The organism is Micromonospora sp. NPDC049060 (assembly GCF_040649055.1).
In the GTDB taxonomy this organism is placed as follows: domain Bacteria; phylum Actinomycetota; class Actinomycetes; order Mycobacteriales; family Micromonosporaceae; genus Micromonospora; species Micromonospora reichwaldensis.
Genome location: NZ_JBEZEV010000009.1, coordinates 1 through 15,662, shown reverse-complemented (window position 1 = coordinate 15,662; position 15,662 = coordinate 1). Strand labels below are relative to the sequence as shown.

Sequence of the window (15,662 nt, the reverse complement as noted above, 5' to 3'; positions counted from 1 at the left end):
ACGAGAGGAAGAACTGGATGAGTACCCACACGAGCCCGCCACCCCTACGGGTAGCCATCGTGGGCACGGGCAACATCGGCACGGACCTGCTGTTGAAGGTCGAGGCGTCCCCCCTGCTGGAGTGCGTCCTGTTCGCCGGGCGCCGCGCCGGATCCCCCGGGATCGGGCTGGCCGAGCGGCACGGGGTGCCGACCAGCGTGGACGGCATCGACGCGGTCACCGCCCGCGCCGAGCACATCGACCTGGTCTGCGACGCGACCTCGGCCGACGACGCCACCCGCCACTGGTCGGTCGTCGCGCCCACCGGGCTGCCGTTCGTCGACCTCACGCCGGCACACCTCGGGAAGTTCTGCGTACCGGCGCTCAACCTGGACGACTGCCTCGACGAGCAGTACCTCAGCATGGTCACCTGCGGGGGCCAGGCAGCAGTCCCGATGGCCCACTGCATGGCGGAGGCCGCGGAGGGCATCGACTACCTGGAGATCGTCTCGGCCAGCGCCTCGGCCACCGTCGGCCCCGCGTCCCGGGCCAACCTGGACGAGTACGTGCACACCACCGAGCAGGCGACCATCGAGTTCTGCGGCGTGCGACGCACCAAGACCGTGCTGGTCATCAACCCCGCCGAGCCCGGCATCGTCATGCGCAACTCCATCGCGGTGACGACCGCCGAACGGATCGACATGGACGCCCTGCGCACGTCCGTCGCCATGATGGAGAAGCAGATCAGGTCGTACGTTCCCGGCTACCGCGTCGTCGTCCCGCCGGTGGCCGTCGGGGACCGGATCACGATCACGGTGGAGGTCGAGGGCCGGGGCGACTGGTTCCCGCGCTACGCCGGCAACCTCGACATCATCACCTGCGCCGCCCTCGCGGTCGCGGAGGCCCGGGCGGAACGGCGGCGGTCATGAGCGGCGTACCGAAACTCAGCATCTGCGACACGACCCTGCGCGACGGCAACCACGCGGTCGGCCACCAACTCGGCCGCGCGGACATCAGCGCCTACGCGCGGGCGGCGGAGGCGGCCGGCGTGGACGTCGTCGAGGTGGGCCACGGCAACGGCCTCGGCGCCTCGTCCATCCAGGTCGGCATGGCCGCGCTCAGCGACGCCGAGATGCTGCGGGCCGCCAAGGCCGAGCTGCGTACGGCCCGCCTCGGCGTGTTGTCCATCCCCGGGTTCGCAAGCGTCGAGCGCGACCTCAAGCCGGCGCTGGACCACGGCGTGGACGAGGTCCGGGTCGGCGCGCACTGCACCGAGGCGGACGTCACCCGGCAGCAGGTCACGATGCTGCGGGCGATGGGCGTCGCCGTCAAGGGGATGCTGCTGATGAGCCACATGGCCTCCGCGGCGAAGCTGCTGGAACAGGCCCGGCTCATGCAGGGCTACGGCGCCGAGGCGGTCATCCTGATGGACTCCGCCGGCGCGTACACGCCGGAGAAGGTCCGCGAGAAGGTCGGCGAACTCGTCGAGCACCTCGACATCGCGGTCGGTTTCCACGCGCACAACAACCTCGGCATGTCGGTCGTCAACAGCATGACGGCGATCGAGGCCGGAGCCACCATCGTGGACGTCACGGCGCGCGGCTTCGGCGCGGGCGCCGGCAACGCGCCGATCGAACTCGTCGCGGCCAACCTGCACGTCGGGCAGGTCGAGACCGACATCCAGCTCTTCGGCGCGCTGGACGCGGCCGACGTGGCACAGGAGCGGTTCGTCAAGCACGTGCCCACCAACGACAGCGTCACCATCGCCAGCGGGATCGCCGGCGTGTTCTCCGGGTTCGCCGCGCCGGTGCGGCGCGCGAGCGCCCGCTTCGGCGTCGACCCCCGCAGGATCCTGCTGGAGCTGGGCAACCGCCGGGTGGTGGCGGGCCAGGAGGACACCATCATCGAGGTCGCCATGTCGCTGGCCGCCGAGCAGAGCCATTGAGCCGGTACGCGCGGCCCTCCGGGCCCGCATCACCTGACGTAGGAGGACCAATGCAACGCCATTCCTCGCTCCACGAGGCGGCCGACCTGGCCGGTGTCGCCGCGCTGCTGCAGATCGGCGCGGAGATCGGGGTGGACCGGCTGCTGGACTCGGGCGGCACGTTCGACGCCGCCGAGCTGGCCAGGACCGCCGACCTCCCGCAGGCCGGCGTGGAGGACTACCTCGCCGCGCTGGTCGCCGCCGGGCTGGTGGTCGGCACGGACGTCCCGGACCGCTTCCGGGCGGCCGAGGACTACCCGGACCGGCGGTACGCGGCCGGCTACGTGTCCTGGGCCATGAGCGCCAACGGGCCGTTCCTCGCCAACGCCCGGGAGTTCCTGACCGACCGCGACGCGGCGGCCCGGGTCCACCGGCGGAACGGACGCCGGGTGGCGGTCAGTTCGAGGTGGATCGGCGAGCGGGCGTTCTATCCGCCGATCGTCGACCGGGTCGCCTCGGCCGGCGCCTCGCACGTGGCCGACCTCGGCGCCGGCGCCGGCGGGCTGCTCATCGAGCTCCTCGGGCGGGACCCGGGACGTACCGGCGTCGCGCTCGACAGCAGCGGCGCCGCGTGTGCCGCCGCGCGGGAGGCCGCCACCGCCGCGGGGGTCGCCGACCGGCTCCGGGTCGTCGAGCGTACGGTCCAGTCCCTGGCGGACGATCCCGGACCGGTCGAGGGCGCGGACGCCGTGCTGGCGTGCTTCGTCATGCACGACATCGTGGCGGACGAGCCGGTGGCCAAGGAGGTGCTGGGCGCCTGCCGCGACGCGCTGGCACCGGGCGGGTTCATGGCGGTCGCCGACGCCGTCTCCTACGCGCCCGACCCCGCGGAGCGGAGGTTCAGCGCGCTCTTCACCTACCTGCACGCCAGCTTCATGCGCGTGACCCTGCCGACCGAGCGGCAGTGGCTGGACACGTTCCGGTCCGCCGGCTTCTCCGAGACGGCGTGCGTACCGCTCGGCGTGCCCGGCGGTCGGCTCTTCGTGGCGGCCAGGTAGTGGCCACCACGCTGTCGCTGCACCGCGCGCTCGCGGGGGAACTCAGGACGGCGGCGCGGACCCTTCGCGCCGTACCGCCGATCTCGGTCCGGCATCCGCAGCTCGACCTGGCGGACGCCTACGCCATCCAGAGCGAGCTGCGCGAGATGGACCTGGCGGACGGCGCGGTCCTGGCCGGGCTCAAGATCGGTGCGACGAGCGAGGCGATCCAGTCGATGTTCGGCATCGACCATCCCGACTTCGGCTACCTGACCGACCGGATGGTGCTCGACGACGGCGCCGACCTCGACCTGGGCCGGTTCATCGCGCCGAAGGTCGAGGGCGAGATCGCGTTCCGGTTCGCGCGGGACGTCGCCGGCCCGACCGTGACCGCGCAGGACGTGCTGGCCGCCACCGCGGAGGTCCTGCCGGCGCTGGAGGTGCTCGACAGCCGGATCCGGGACTGGCGGATCGGCCTCGTGGACACCGTCGCCGACAACGCCTCGTCGGCGCTGGCCGTCCTCGGCGCCGGCGTGCCGCCCGACACGACGGACCTGGCCGGCGCGCGCATGGAGCTGCGTAGCCGCCACGGCGTGCAGGCGGGGCGGGGGTCGGCCGTGATGGGCCATCCGGCCGAGTCCGTGGCCTGCCTGGTGCGCATCCTGTCCGGGTTCGGCACCGGGATCAGGGCCGGGCAGCTCGTGCTCTCCGGTTCCTGGGCGGCGGCGGTGGACCTCGTGCCGGGGGACACCGTGCGGGCCTCCTTCGGCGCCCTGGGTCAGGTCGCGCTCACCACCCACCGCTGACGTGCCCCGGGCCCCGGCACCGCCCGCCGGTCGGGGAGCCCGCACCCGACCGACCTGTTTCGACGACGAGACGACCACGACCGAGGAGACCCCGAACCGATGACCATGCTGGTGGACGAGACGGTACCGCCGCACAAGGCGGCCTACGACTTCTCCCTCTTCGAGGCGATGGAGTCGGAGGTGCGTTACTACTGCCGCAAGTTCCCGGTGGTGTTCGACCGGGCCCGGGGCGCCGAGCTCTACGCCGAGGACGGTCGGATGTTCACCGACTTCTTCTGCGGCGCCGGCACCCTGAACTACGGCCACAACCATCCGTACCTCAAGCGGCGGGTCACCGAGTACCTCGCCAGGGACGGCGTGATGCACGGCCTGGACATGTACACCGTGGCGAAGCGGACGTTCCTGAGCCGGCTGCGGGAACACGTGCTGGCCCCGCGGGGACTGGACCACAAGGTGCAGTTCTGCGGGCCGACCGGCACCGACGCGGTGGAGGCGGCGCTGAAGGTGGCCCGCCGGGCCACGGGACGACGGGGCATCGTCTCCTTCACCGGGGCGTACCACGGCATGTCCCGCGGGTCGCTGGCGGTCAGCGGTGGCCGCCGGGCGCGCGCCGCCGGGCAGGTGGGCACGGCCGACGTCGCGTTCGTGCCGTACGAGGACGGCCCGGCGGGACCGTTCGACTCGATCGGCTACCTCGAGCGGATGCTGTCCGACCCGTCGTCGGGGCTCGACGTCCCGGCCGCGGTGATCGTGGAACCGTTGCAGATGGAGGGCGGGGTCTACCCGGCCTCGGCCGACTGGCTGCGCCGGCTGCGCGAGTTGACCACCCGGTACGGCGTGCTGCTCATCTTCGACGAGATCCAGTCCGGTTGCGGGCGTACCGGCACGTTCTTCTGCTTCGAGCACGCCAGCGTGGTGCCCGACATCATCACCGTCTCCAAGGCGATCGGCGGGTACGGGCTGCCGCTGTCGATGGTGCTGTTCCGGCCGGAACTCGACGTCTGGTCGCCGGGGGAGCACACGGGCACCTTCCGGGGCAACCAGCTCGCCTTCATCGCCGGCGCCGCCGCCTGCGAACTCTGGGGCCAGGACGGATTCCGGACCACCGCCGCGGTCGGCGCCCGGCGGCTGGAGCGCTTCGGCGCCGAGCTGCGCGACAGCGAACCGGCGCTCGCCGTCCGGGGCCTGGGCATGGTCCTCGGCATCGACCTGCGGGCGGCCGGCGGCGCCGAGCGGGCCGATCGGATCCAGCGACGCTGCTTCGAGACCGGGCTGATCGTCGAACTCTGCGGACGCGACGACGAGGTGATCAAGGTGATGCCGCCGCTCACCATCGACCTCGCCCGGCTGGAGCGGGGCCTCGCCGTCCTGCACCGGGCCATCCGGGCCAGCTGACCGCCGCCCGCCACCGCGACCGTTCCTGGAGGATCCCGATGGACCGTCGTCCCCGCCGTCACCTGCTGTCCATCAAGGACCTGAGCGACGCCGACCTGCGGCACCTGGTGGCCCGCAGCGCCGAGTACGCCGCCGGCCGGGTCGGGCCCGCCGACCAGTTGCGCGGCCTGGTCACCGCGGTCTACTTCCGCCGCACCTCGACCCGGACCCGTACCGCCTTCTCCAGCGGAGCCCTGCGGCTCGGCTCCCAGCTGATCAGCTACGGCCCCGGGGACCTGCAACTGAACACCGGCGAGACGGTCGAGGACACCACCCGGGTGCTGTCCGAGATGGTCGACCTGTTCGTCGCCCGGACCGCCGATCCGGTCGCCGAGCTGCGGGCGTTCGCCGGGCAGGACCGGATGGGGGTGATCAACGCGATGAGCGCCGAGGAGCACCCCACGCAGGCGCTGGCCGACCTGAGCACCATGACCGAGCGGTTCGGCCGGGTCGACGGGCTGCGGGTGCTCTACGTGGGGGAGGGCAACAACACCGCCGCCGCGCTCGCGCTGGCCCTCAGCCGGTTCACCGGAACGCGGCTGCACCTGCGCACGCCGCCCGGGTACGGGCTGGACCCGGACGTCCTCGCCGCCGCCCGGGCGGCCGCCGCGCGGACCGGTTCGGCGGTCGCCGAGGCGCACCACATGGCGGACCTGCCGGAGGTCGACGTCGTCTACACCACCCGCTGGCAGACCACCGGCACCACCAAGCCGGACCCGGACTGGCGGGGCGTCTTCGCGCCGTTCCGGGTCGACGGGGCGCTGCTGGCGGCGAGCCCGGAGGCGGTGTTCATGCACGACCTGCCGGCGCACCGGGGCGAGGAGGTCACCGCCGGCGTGCTGGACGGTCCCCGCAGCATCGCCTTCGCGCAGGCGAGGCACAAGATGTCAAGCGCCCAGGCCGCGTTGGAGTGGTGCGCCGGGTGAGCCCGCAGGTCACCGGCGGTGCGCCGGCGCCGCCGAAATATGGGTACCGGTTACCCATGTGACCCCCTGCGGGCCGCCGGCACGATATCGGCGTGGAGAGATCGGGGACGCGAAATGCGGCGGCGGTGGGCGGTGCGGGCGACGCCTGGTGGGCGCCCGGCCTCACGCTGGCCGAACGGGTACGGGCAGCCGACGACGGCGGGTCCGTCGTCGCCGGCCCCGGGTCCGAGCACGCCGTGCGGCGGTTGCAGGACTGGCGTTCGGCGTACGAGCTGGGGACGACGGGTCAGTTCGCGCACCGCCTGGCGGCCCTGAGGATCGACGAGCGGCAGTTCCTGGCTCTCCTCGACCGACCGCCGGCGGCGCTGGCGGCCGGGTCGGCGGCGCCGGGCTGGGCCGAGTTCACCGAGCGGGCGCTCGGCCTCGCCCCCGACGGCGCCGCCGACCCGACCCCGGGCACCCCGTGGTCCGACGCGTTCGCGGGCGTGCTGGCGCCGTTCGTCGCGGCCGCCTGCGCCGACCTGCGGCAGCGGGTACGGGCTCCCGGTACGCCCGCGGTGGTGGACCTCGCCGCCGTGTACGCCGGGTTCGCCGACGCGCTGCGCGCCAGGCTGGTCGCGATGGCGTCGCGTACGTTCGTCCTGGAACTCAACGTCGCCCGCGCCGCCGGCCGGCTGGTGGGTCCCACGCCCGAGCACCGGTTCGCCGCCTTCGTGGCCGACCTCGCCCAGCGCGAGCGGCTGACGAGGGTGATGACGGACTATCCCGTGCTGGCGCGGATCCTGGCGACCGCCTGTCGGCACGCCGTCGAGGCGGCGGCCGAGCTGCTCGACCGGTTCGTCGCGGACCGGGCCGAGATCCTCCGGCGGTTGTTCGACGGCCGCGATCCGGGCCCGCTGGTCGGGGTCGACGTGGCGGGGGACTCGCACGGGCACGGGCGGGCGGTGGCGCTCCTGCGCTTCGCCTCCGGGGCCCGGGTGGTCTACCGGCCGCGCTCGGTCGCCGTCCACGTGCACTTCAACGAGGTCCTGGACTGGCTGAACGGGGCGCTGCCCGAGCTGGAGCTGCGCACGTTGACCGTGCTCGCCCGCGACGGCTACGGATGGATCGAGGTCGTCGACCGTGCCGGCTGTTCCGACGCCGGCCAGGTCAGCGCGTTCTACCACCGGCAGGGGGTGCTGCTCGCGCTGCTGTACCTGCTGGGCATGACGGACATCCACCACGAGAACCTGATCGCCTGCGCCGACCAGCCCGTCCTCGTCGACGTCGAGACGCTGCTGCACCCCGACCTGCCCGTGCCGACCGCCGCGCCCGATCCCGCCGCCCGGGCGCTGCGGACGTCGGTGTACCGCACGGCCCTGCTGCCGCAGCCGCTCATCGGCGAGCGCGGCCTGCTGGACATCTCCGGCCTGGGCGGCGACCCCGGTGCCCAACAGCTCCGGGAGGCCGTCGAGTGGGCGGCGGCCGGCACCGACACGATGCACCTGGTACGTCGTGCCGCGCCCGTGCGGGCCGCCGAGAACCGCCCGACGCTGCACGGCGTACCGGCCGACGCCGCCGAGCACACGGCCGAGCTGCTCGCCGGCTTCCGCGCCGCGTACCGTGCCGTCGCCGTCCGGGCCGCCGACCTGACCGGCCCGGACGGACTGCTGCGGCGGTTCGCCGGCGACGAGCTGCGGGTGATCGTCCGGTCGACGCGGACGTACACCGTGCTGCTGAGCGAGTCCACCCATCCCGACGTGCTGCGCGACGCGCTCGACCGCGATCAGGTCTTCGACCTGCTCTGGGCGGCCTCGGTGGACGATCCGGTGCGCAACCGACTGGTGTCCCGCGAGATCGAACAGCTCTGGGACGGCGACGTGCCGTTGTTCACCTGCCGTCCGGACGACCACGACCTGAGCGGGGGTGACGGCGTCCCGTTCGTCGACGTGCTCGACGAGCCGGTGCTGGCAACCACCCTGCGCAAGATCGCCGGCATGGGTGTGATCGACCAGCGCGACCAGGAGTGGATCGTCCGGGCCGCGCTGGCCGGCCGGCTCGGCGGGGCCCGCCACGAGTGCGCCGAGCCGGTCCCCGTCCGGTGGGAGGCGACGGCACCGGACCCGGGCAGGCTGCTCACGGTCGCCTGCGGCATCGCCGACAAGATCATCGCGGACGCCTACGACGACGGCGTGTTCGCCAACTGGCTCGGGCTCGAGCCGGTGGACGGCGGGCACAGCACGATCATGCCGCTGGGCGCCGGGCTGGGCAACGGTTACCCGGGCACCGCCCTCTTCCTCGCCGAACTGGCCCGGCTCACCGACGTCGACCGCTACGCCGAGGCCGCCGGCCGGGCGGTGCGCCAGCTTCCCCTGTTGCTCACCTCGTTGGCGGCTCGACCGCACCTGGCGAGCACGGTCGGCAGCGGCGGGTTCACCGGCCTCGGCGGGATCGCCTACGCCACGGCGCGCCTCGCCGACCTGCTCCCGGGCGACGCGCTCGGCGACTCCGTCGAGACTGCGGTACGCCTCGCGGCGGTGGCCGCCGCGACGGACACCAGCCTGGGCGTGCTCGACGGGCTCGCCGGCTGCCTCGCCGCGATGCTCGCCGTCAACGAGCTGACCGGTCTGCCGCTCGCGGCCGAGACGGCCCGCGACTGCGCCGAGCGGATCCTGGCGGCCGCCCCCGCGCTGCCCGCGCAGCCCGGCTTCGCCACCGGTACGGCCGGGATCGGCTGGGCCCTGCTGCGATTCGCGCAGGCGCAGGGCGACGAGCGGCACGCCGAGGCCGGAAGCGCGATGGTGGCCCGGGCCGCCGTGGGCCCGGTGCCGGAGCCGTCGACGCGCTCGTGGTGCCACGGCGTCCCGGGAATCGCGGCCGCCATCGCCGACCAGGGCCGGTTGCTGGCGGACCCGGCGCTGGCCGCCTTCGTGGACGGCGCGGCGACCGCCGTGTCGAGATCCGGGCTGGTCGGCGACCACAGCCTCTGCCACGGGGAGCTGGGCAGGCAGGAGATGCTGGCGGTCGCCGCCGCACGCGGTCGCGAGGCCGCGGTCAGAGTCCGCTTCGACCAGGCCGCACAGTTGGTCGCGGCGCTGGACCAGGCCGGACCGAGGTGCGGTGCGGCCGGCGGCGTGAGCGTCCCCGGCCTGCTGGACGGCCTGGCCGGGATCGGCCACGGACTGCTCCGTGTCGGCTTCGCCGATCATGTGCCCTCGGCACTGCTGCTGCATGCCGAGCCGACGACATCCGGACGCGGTGTCGGAAAATGAAGGGGGAAGAAATGCGCGACGACTTGACTGTTCCTCACGCGGCGGGGTCGGTGGAGGAGCACGAGTCAGCCGACACACACCCGGCGGGCGAGATCAAGCTCAGCTTCCTGGGGCACATCGGTAAGCGGTCGGGCATCCTGACCGGGCTGATGATGGCCGCGCCCGCCCTCGCGGGCATCATCGACACCGGTACCGGCGGACACACGTCGGCGTAGGCCCGGGCCCGGGGCAGCGGCATCCGCACATGTCGCTTCATCGACAGCGGGCGTTCCGCGCCGGACGAGGCGACGCGGGTGCCGTTCACGTTAGCCTGCGGCATGCGCTTCTCCTCGCCCGTGGTGATCGGACGTGACGCCGAAATCCGCGCCGTCGACGCTCGGCTGACGGCGACCCGGGCCTCGTCCGGCGGCACGATCTTCCTGATCGGCGAGGCGGGGATCGGCAAGACCCGACTCGCGGAACACTGCGCGCACGCGGCGGCGGAGGCCGGCATGGAGCTGCTACGGGGCCGTAGCAGCTCCACCGGCCCCATCGTCCCGTTCCGCCCGCTGACCGAGGCGATCTTCTCGCTGTCGCGTACGGGCCGGCTGCCGGACAACACCGAGCTGGCGCCCTACCGCCCGGCCCTCGCCCGGCTCGTCCCCGAGTGGCGGGACCCCGCGGTGCCGGAACGGGTGTCCTCGATCGTCGAGCTGGCCGAGGCGGTCCTGCGGCTCGTCACCGCCGTGGCCGGGGGCCGGGGCTGCGTCCTCATCCTCGAGGACATCCACGACGCCGACGCCGAGACCCACGCCGTCCTGGAGTACCTGGTCGACAACCTCGCCGACCTGCCCATCCTGCTGGTGGCCACCATGCGGCCGGGCAGCGGCCCCGCGACCGAGCTGGCCTGGGCCGCGGCCGTGCGTCGCTCCGCGACCGTCGTCGAACTCCGCCCCCTGGCCGACCAGGAGGTCCACGAACTCGCCGCCGCCTGCCTCAACACCGACGCCCTGCCCGCCGAACTGACCGACCGGCTGGTACGCGACAGCGAAGGCAACCCGTTCGTCGCCGAGGAACTGCTCAACAGCATGATCGGCGCGCGCGCACTGGTCCGCGACGGCGACGGCTGGCGGTTCACCGACGACCCGGCCATCGCGTTGCCGAACACCGTCACGCTCAGCGTGACCCGCCGGCTGGCCGGCCTCGATCCGCAGGCGCGGACACTGCTGCACACCGCCGCGGTGCTGGGCCGGCGCTTCCCCGTGGCCGCGCTGCGGGCGGCGACCGGTCTCGAGGAGCGGGCCATGCTGAGCCATCTGCGTTCCGGCGTGGACGTCGAGGTCGTCATGCCCGACCGGTCGACGCCCGACTGGTACTCCTTCCGCCACGCGCTGACCGCCGACGCGATCCTGGCCACGCTCACCCCCGCCGAACGGTCCGCGCTGGCCAAACGCGCCGCCGACGCGCTGGAGTCGGCGTACGCCGGGCTGCCCGGACACTGGTGCCAGCTCGCGGCCGAACTCAGGCAGACCGCCGGGGACAACCACGCCGCGGGTCTGTTGTTCGCGGAGGCGGGCCGGCGGGCACTCGGCGACGGCGCCACCACCTCGGCCGTCACCCTGCTCGACCGCGCGTACCAGCTGATGTCCGACCCGCCCGACCCCGAGGCGCGCGCCGGCATCCTCGAGTCGCTGCTCAACGCCCTGGCCGAAGCCGGCCACGCGAACCGGGCGTTCGCCCTGGTCGACGACGCGACCTGGGTGAACGCCGTGACCCTCGGCGTCGAGCAGCACGTCAGCATCCGGACCCGGCTCGCCTGGGTCGCGGTCACGACCGGGCGGTGGTCCGACGGCGCGTCCCAGGTGCGCATCGCCCGGGCGGTCCTCGGCAGCAGCCCGCCGCCGGGGCCGGCGGCCCGGGTGGACGTGGTCGAGGCGCACCTGATCTTCGGCGACGGCGACGGCTGCGGCCGGACCACTCAGGCCGAGCAGCTCGTCCTCCAGGCCCTGGCGGTGGCCGAACGGGTGCCGATGGCGGAGACGGCGTGCCAGGCGCTGCAACTCCTGGCCATGATCGCCCGGAGCCGGAGCTTCGACGAGGCGGAGTCCTACCTGACCAGGATGCTGGCGATAGCGGAGGAACACCGCCTGCCCCTGTGGCGCATCAACGCGCTGTTCCGGCTCGGGGTCAACCAGAGCATGCGCACCGGCGAGCAGACGCTGCTGCGCCAGGCGGAGCAGGCCGCGCAGCTGTCCGGCGCCATCATGATCGGGCAGAGCATCGAGGGCGTGTACGCGATCCGGGCCGTGATGCAGGGCGACTACCCGACGGGGGACGAGCTCGCCGCCCGGTGCGCCGCGGCGACCGCCCGGCTGCGCAACATCGACGACCAGCAGTTCGCGCTGGTGACGGCCGCCGCCTCCGCCGCCCACCGGGGACGACGGCGACTGATGGAGCAGCGGCTGGAGGAGTTCCGGGCGGTCGGTGGGGGAGAGTCCGGGCACGTCCCGCTCGCCTACGGCTTCTGCGAAGCCGTCTGCGCACTGCTGGAGGAGGACCGGCCGGCGGCGATCCGGGCCCTCGACCTGGCCCGCGCGTGGGAGGACGACCACCCGAACACCTACTACATGACGGGCCGCTTCGGACTGCGACCGCTGCTCGACGCGCTGGCCGGGTCGCTGGACCGCACCGGCATGGAGGCGGTGGCGCTGGCCCCGGGCGCGACCCTGCGCTGGAACCGGCAGTTCCTGCACCTGGCGAAGGCGGTGGTGTACGGGCGCGCGGGGCAGCGCGAGCGGGCCGCCACGGAGGTCGCGCTCGCCCTGGAGGCCGCGGCGCCGTACCGCATGTCGTACCACCTGGGGTTGCGTCTGGTCGCCGAGGCCGCGCTCGCCGACGGGTGGGGCGAGCCCGTCGCCTGGCTGAGGGCGGCTGAGGACCACTTCCACAACGTCGACGCGCCGGTGATCGCCGGGGCGTGCCGGGGCCTGCTCCGTCAGGCCGGCGCGTCGCTCGGGCAGCGGCGCTCCGGTCACGACCGCATCCCGGCCCGGCTGCGCGCCGTCGGGGTGACCGTCCGCGAGCACGAGGTGCTCGTGCTGCTCGCGAAGGGCCACGACAACCAGGATCTGGCTTCGCTGCTGCACCTCTCGCCGCGTACGGTCGAGAAGCACGTCGCCAGCCTCCTGCTCAAGACCGGGCACGCGAACCGCAGGACGCTGCGCGACAACGTGGACGAGCTGCTGGGGCCCGACAGCCGCTCCGGGAGCCGGCGGTGAACGGCGCCGACCGCCCGCCGGGAGGCCGGGACCGTGCCGGTCGAAGGTGCGCGGGTTGAACCCGGGAAAAACTTGATCCGTTCCAAAATACTGGACTATGTTCGACACGTGACGCCCGACTTCGAGACCCAGCTGCGGGCGGTCTCGTTGCGCGTGACGCGGCCCCGGTTGGCGGTGCTCAGAGCGCTGCGCGACCACCCGCACGTCGACACCGACACGGTGATCGCCCTGGTGCGGGCGGACCAGCCAACGGTCTCCCACCAGGCGGTCTACGACGTGCTGCGCGCGCTCACCGACGCCGGCCTGGTGCGGCGCATCCAGCCCGCCGGGGCGACCGCCCGCTACGAGTCCCGGGTGGGCGACAACCACCACCATGTCGTGTGCCGCTCCTGCGGCGCGATCGCCGACGTCGAGTGCGCCGTCGGCCATGCACCCTGTCTCACCGCCTCCGACGACCGTGGCTTCGTGGTCGACGAGGCGGAGGTCGTCTACTGGGGCACCTGCCCCGAGTGCGCGACCGAACGCACCGTTCAGTGAACCGCCAGTCCGGAAGGAAGCAGATGAGCGACACCCAGGACAATGGCCCCGTCAGCGCGCAGGGCGTGGACAAGAAGGAGGCGGCCGGTTGCCCGGTCGCGCACGACTCCGTGACCGCGCACGGCAGCGAGAGCGAGAACCCGGCGATCGACTCGCCGACGCCGAAGACCGGAGGCCGTCCGCGCACCAACCGGGACTGGTGGCCCAACCAGCTCGACCTCTCGGTGCTGCACGCCCACTCGTCCAAGGGCAACCCGCTGGGGGAGGACTTCAGCTACGCCAGGGAGTTCGCCAAGCTCGACGTCGAGGCCCTCAAGCAGGACATCGTCAAGGTCCTCACCACCTCGCAGGACTGGTGGCCGGCCGACTTCGGCCACTACGGCGGCCTGATGATCCGGATGAGCTGGCACGCCGCGGGCACCTACCGCATCCACGACGGTCGTGGCGGCGCCGGCGACGGCGGCCAGCGGTTCGCCCCGCTCAACAGCTGGCCGGACAACGCCAACCTCGACAAGGCCCGCCGGCTGCTGTGGCCGGTGAAGCAGAAGTACGGCCAGAAGATCTCGTGGGCCGACCTGCTCGTGCTCGCCGGCAACGTGTCGCTGGAGTCGATGGGCTTCAAGACCTTCGGCTTCGCCTTCGGTCGGGAGGACGTCTGGGAGCCCGAGGAGATCTTCTGGGGCCCGGAGGACACCTGGCTCGGCGACGAGCGCTACGTCTCCGAGAAGGAGATGTCGCCGGAGGTCGGGGCGACCGAGATGGGCCTGATCTACGTCAACCCGGAGGGCCCGAACGGCAACGCGGACCCGCTCGCCGCGGCGCACTTCATCCGCGAGACCTTCGCCCGGATGGCGATGAACGACGAGGAGACCGTCGCCCTCATCGCCGGCGGGCACACCTTCGGCAAGACCCACGGCGCCGGCATCGCCGACGACCACGTGGGCCCCGAGCCCGAGGGCGCCCCGCTGGAGGCGCAGGGCCTCGGCTGGCTGAGCACCTACGGCAGCGGCAAGGGCGGCGACACGATCACCAGCGGTCTCGAGGTGACGTGGACCGACGTGCCGACGCAGTGGAGCAACCGCTTCTTCGAGATCCTCTTCGGCTACGAGTGGGAGCTGACCACGAGCCCCGGCGGCGCGAAGCAGTGGGTCGCCAAGGACGCCGAGGCGATCATCCCGGACGCCCACGACCCGTCGAAGAAGCACAAGCCGACGATGCTCACGACGGACCTGTCGCTGCGCGTCGACCCGGCGTACGAGAAGATCTCGCGCCGTTTCCTGGAGAACCCCGACGAGTTCGCGCTGGCGTTCGCCAAGGCCTGGTACAAGCTGCTGCACCGCGACATGGGGCCGGTCGAGCGCTTCCTCGGGCCGTGGGTCCCGGAAGCCCAGCTGTGGCAGGACCCGGTGCCGGCCGTCGACCACGAGCTCGTGGGCGACGCCGACGTCGCCGCGCTCAAGGCGAAGGTCCTCCAGTCCGGCCTGACGACCGCGCAGCTGGTCTCCACCGCCTGGGCGTCGGCCGCCAGTTTCCGGTCCACCGACAAGCGCGGCGGCGCCAACGGCGCGCGGATCCGTCTCGAACCGCAGCGCGGCTGGGAGGTCAACCAGCCCGAGCAGCTCGCGACGGTCCTGGAGGCCCTCGAAGGCATCCGGCAGGAGTTCAACTCCGCCGGCGGCGCGAAGATCTCGCTCGCGGACCTGATCGTGCTGGCCGGCTCGGCGGCCGTCGAGAAGGCGGCGCGCGACGCCGGCGTCGAGGTGACCGTGCCGTTCCGGCCGGGCCGCACCGACGCCACCCAGGAGCAGACCGACGTCGAGTCCTTCCGGGTGCTCGAGCCGCGCGCCGACGGGTTCCGCAACTACCTGCGTGCCGGCGAGAAGACCCAGCCGGAGGTGCTGCTCCTCGACCGCGCCTACATGCTCAACCTGACCGCGCCCGAGATGACCGTCCTCGTCGGCGGCCTGCGCTCCCTCGGGGCCAACGCCGGCGGCACTCGGCACGGCGTCCTCACCGACCGGCCCGGCGTGCTCACCAACGACTTCTTCGCCAACCTGCTCTCCCCGGGCACCCGGTGGAAGGCGTCGGAGTCCGCCGAGCACGTCTACGAGATCCGGGATCTGGCCAGCGACGAGGTGAAGTGGACCGCCACCGCGGTCGACCTCATCTTCGGCTCCAACTCCCAGCTGCGGGCCCTCGCCGAGGTCTACGCCAGCCAGGACGCGCGCGACAAGTTCGTCACCGACTTCGTCGCGGCCTGGACCAAGGTCATGGAACTCGACCGGTTCGACCTCGCCTGACCCGGCTCCGGACGAGCCCCGGTCGATCGCTGGTGGATCGACCGGGGCTCGTCCGTCGTCGGGTCCGGTGACCGGGCGGGCGTCGCCGGTGGTTCCTGTCCCGTCGACGGCGGAGGCCGGGCGGCCCCCAGGGCCTGTTTCATAAGAACTGGCCGGCCTGCGGCGGGCCCGGACGACGACCGGCGGCGTTGGGGGGGGGGGGGGGGGGACA

11 protein-coding genes are annotated in these 15,662 nt (G+C 73.2%); all 11 read left to right on the top strand.

Features of this window, described 5'->3' with window-relative positions; translation table 11 throughout:
• Positions 1 to 17: 17 nt before the first annotated feature.
• The 11 genes from AB0B83_RS06445 to katG all read left to right on the top strand — a co-directional run bounded on the left by AB0B83_RS06445 (position 18) and on the right by katG (position 15,451).
• Positions 18 to 908 carry an acetaldehyde dehydrogenase (acetylating) gene (locus AB0B83_RS06445; RefSeq protein ID WP_357577281.1) on the top strand — a complete coding sequence of 297 codons (891 nt, stop codon included), beginning with the start codon at positions 18 to 20 and terminating at the stop codon, positions 906 to 908.
• Positions 905 to 1,924, top strand: coding sequence for a 4-hydroxy-2-oxovalerate aldolase (gene dmpG, locus AB0B83_RS06440; RefSeq protein WP_357577280.1), 1,020 nt, complete (start codon positions 905 to 907; stop codon positions 1,922 to 1,924). The genes AB0B83_RS06445 and dmpG overlap by 4 nt, the downstream gene beginning before the upstream one ends.
• A gap of 50 nt (positions 1,925 to 1,974) precedes the next feature.
• Positions 1,975 to 2,961 carry a class I SAM-dependent methyltransferase gene (locus AB0B83_RS06435; protein ID WP_357577279.1) on the top strand — a complete coding sequence of 329 codons (987 nt, stop codon included), beginning with the start codon at positions 1,975 to 1,977 and terminating at the stop codon, positions 2,959 to 2,961.
• Positions 2,961 to 3,746, top strand: coding sequence for a fumarylacetoacetate hydrolase family protein (locus AB0B83_RS06430; RefSeq protein WP_357577278.1), 786 nt, complete (start codon positions 2,961 to 2,963; stop codon positions 3,744 to 3,746). Before AB0B83_RS06435 ends, AB0B83_RS06430 begins: the two co-directional genes overlap by 1 nt.
• Positions 3,747 to 3,845: 99 nt before the next feature.
• The gene (locus tag AB0B83_RS06425; RefSeq protein WP_357577277.1) at positions 3,846 to 5,141 is read left to right on the top strand and encodes an aspartate aminotransferase family protein; all 1,296 of its coding nucleotides are present in this window, start codon (positions 3,846 to 3,848) and stop codon (positions 5,139 to 5,141) included.
• A gap of 38 nt (positions 5,142 to 5,179) precedes the next feature.
• A complete protein-coding gene (locus AB0B83_RS06420) occupies positions 5,180 to 6,106 on the top strand; it encodes an ornithine carbamoyltransferase (RefSeq protein ID WP_357577276.1) in 927 nt (308 codons plus the stop codon).
• A gap of 92 nt (positions 6,107 to 6,198) precedes the next feature.
• Complete coding sequence (locus AB0B83_RS06415) at positions 6,199 to 9,357, top strand: type 2 lanthipeptide synthetase LanM family protein (RefSeq protein ID WP_357577275.1); 3,159 nt, start codon at positions 6,199 to 6,201, stop codon at positions 9,355 to 9,357.
• A gap of 11 nt (positions 9,358 to 9,368) precedes the next feature.
• Positions 9,369 to 9,572 (top strand): hypothetical protein, encoded by a 204-nt coding sequence (locus AB0B83_RS06410; RefSeq protein WP_357577274.1) that lies wholly within the window; start codon positions 9,369 to 9,371, stop codon positions 9,570 to 9,572.
• Between the two features lie 102 nt (positions 9,573 to 9,674).
• Positions 9,675 to 12,614, top strand: a complete 2,940-nt coding sequence (locus AB0B83_RS06405; RefSeq protein ID WP_357577273.1) for an AAA family ATPase — start codon at positions 9,675 to 9,677, stop codon at positions 12,612 to 12,614.
• Between the two features lie 108 nt (positions 12,615 to 12,722).
• On the top strand, positions 12,723 to 13,151 hold the full coding sequence (locus tag AB0B83_RS06400; RefSeq protein ID WP_311410343.1) for a Fur family transcriptional regulator: 429 nt from the start codon (positions 12,723 to 12,725) through the stop codon (positions 13,149 to 13,151).
• Between the two features lie 23 nt (positions 13,152 to 13,174).
• Positions 13,175 to 15,451, top strand: a complete 2,277-nt coding sequence (gene katG / locus AB0B83_RS06395; protein ID WP_357577272.1) for a catalase/peroxidase HPI — start codon at positions 13,175 to 13,177, stop codon at positions 15,449 to 15,451.
• Positions 15,452 to 15,662: the final 211 nt, after the last annotated feature.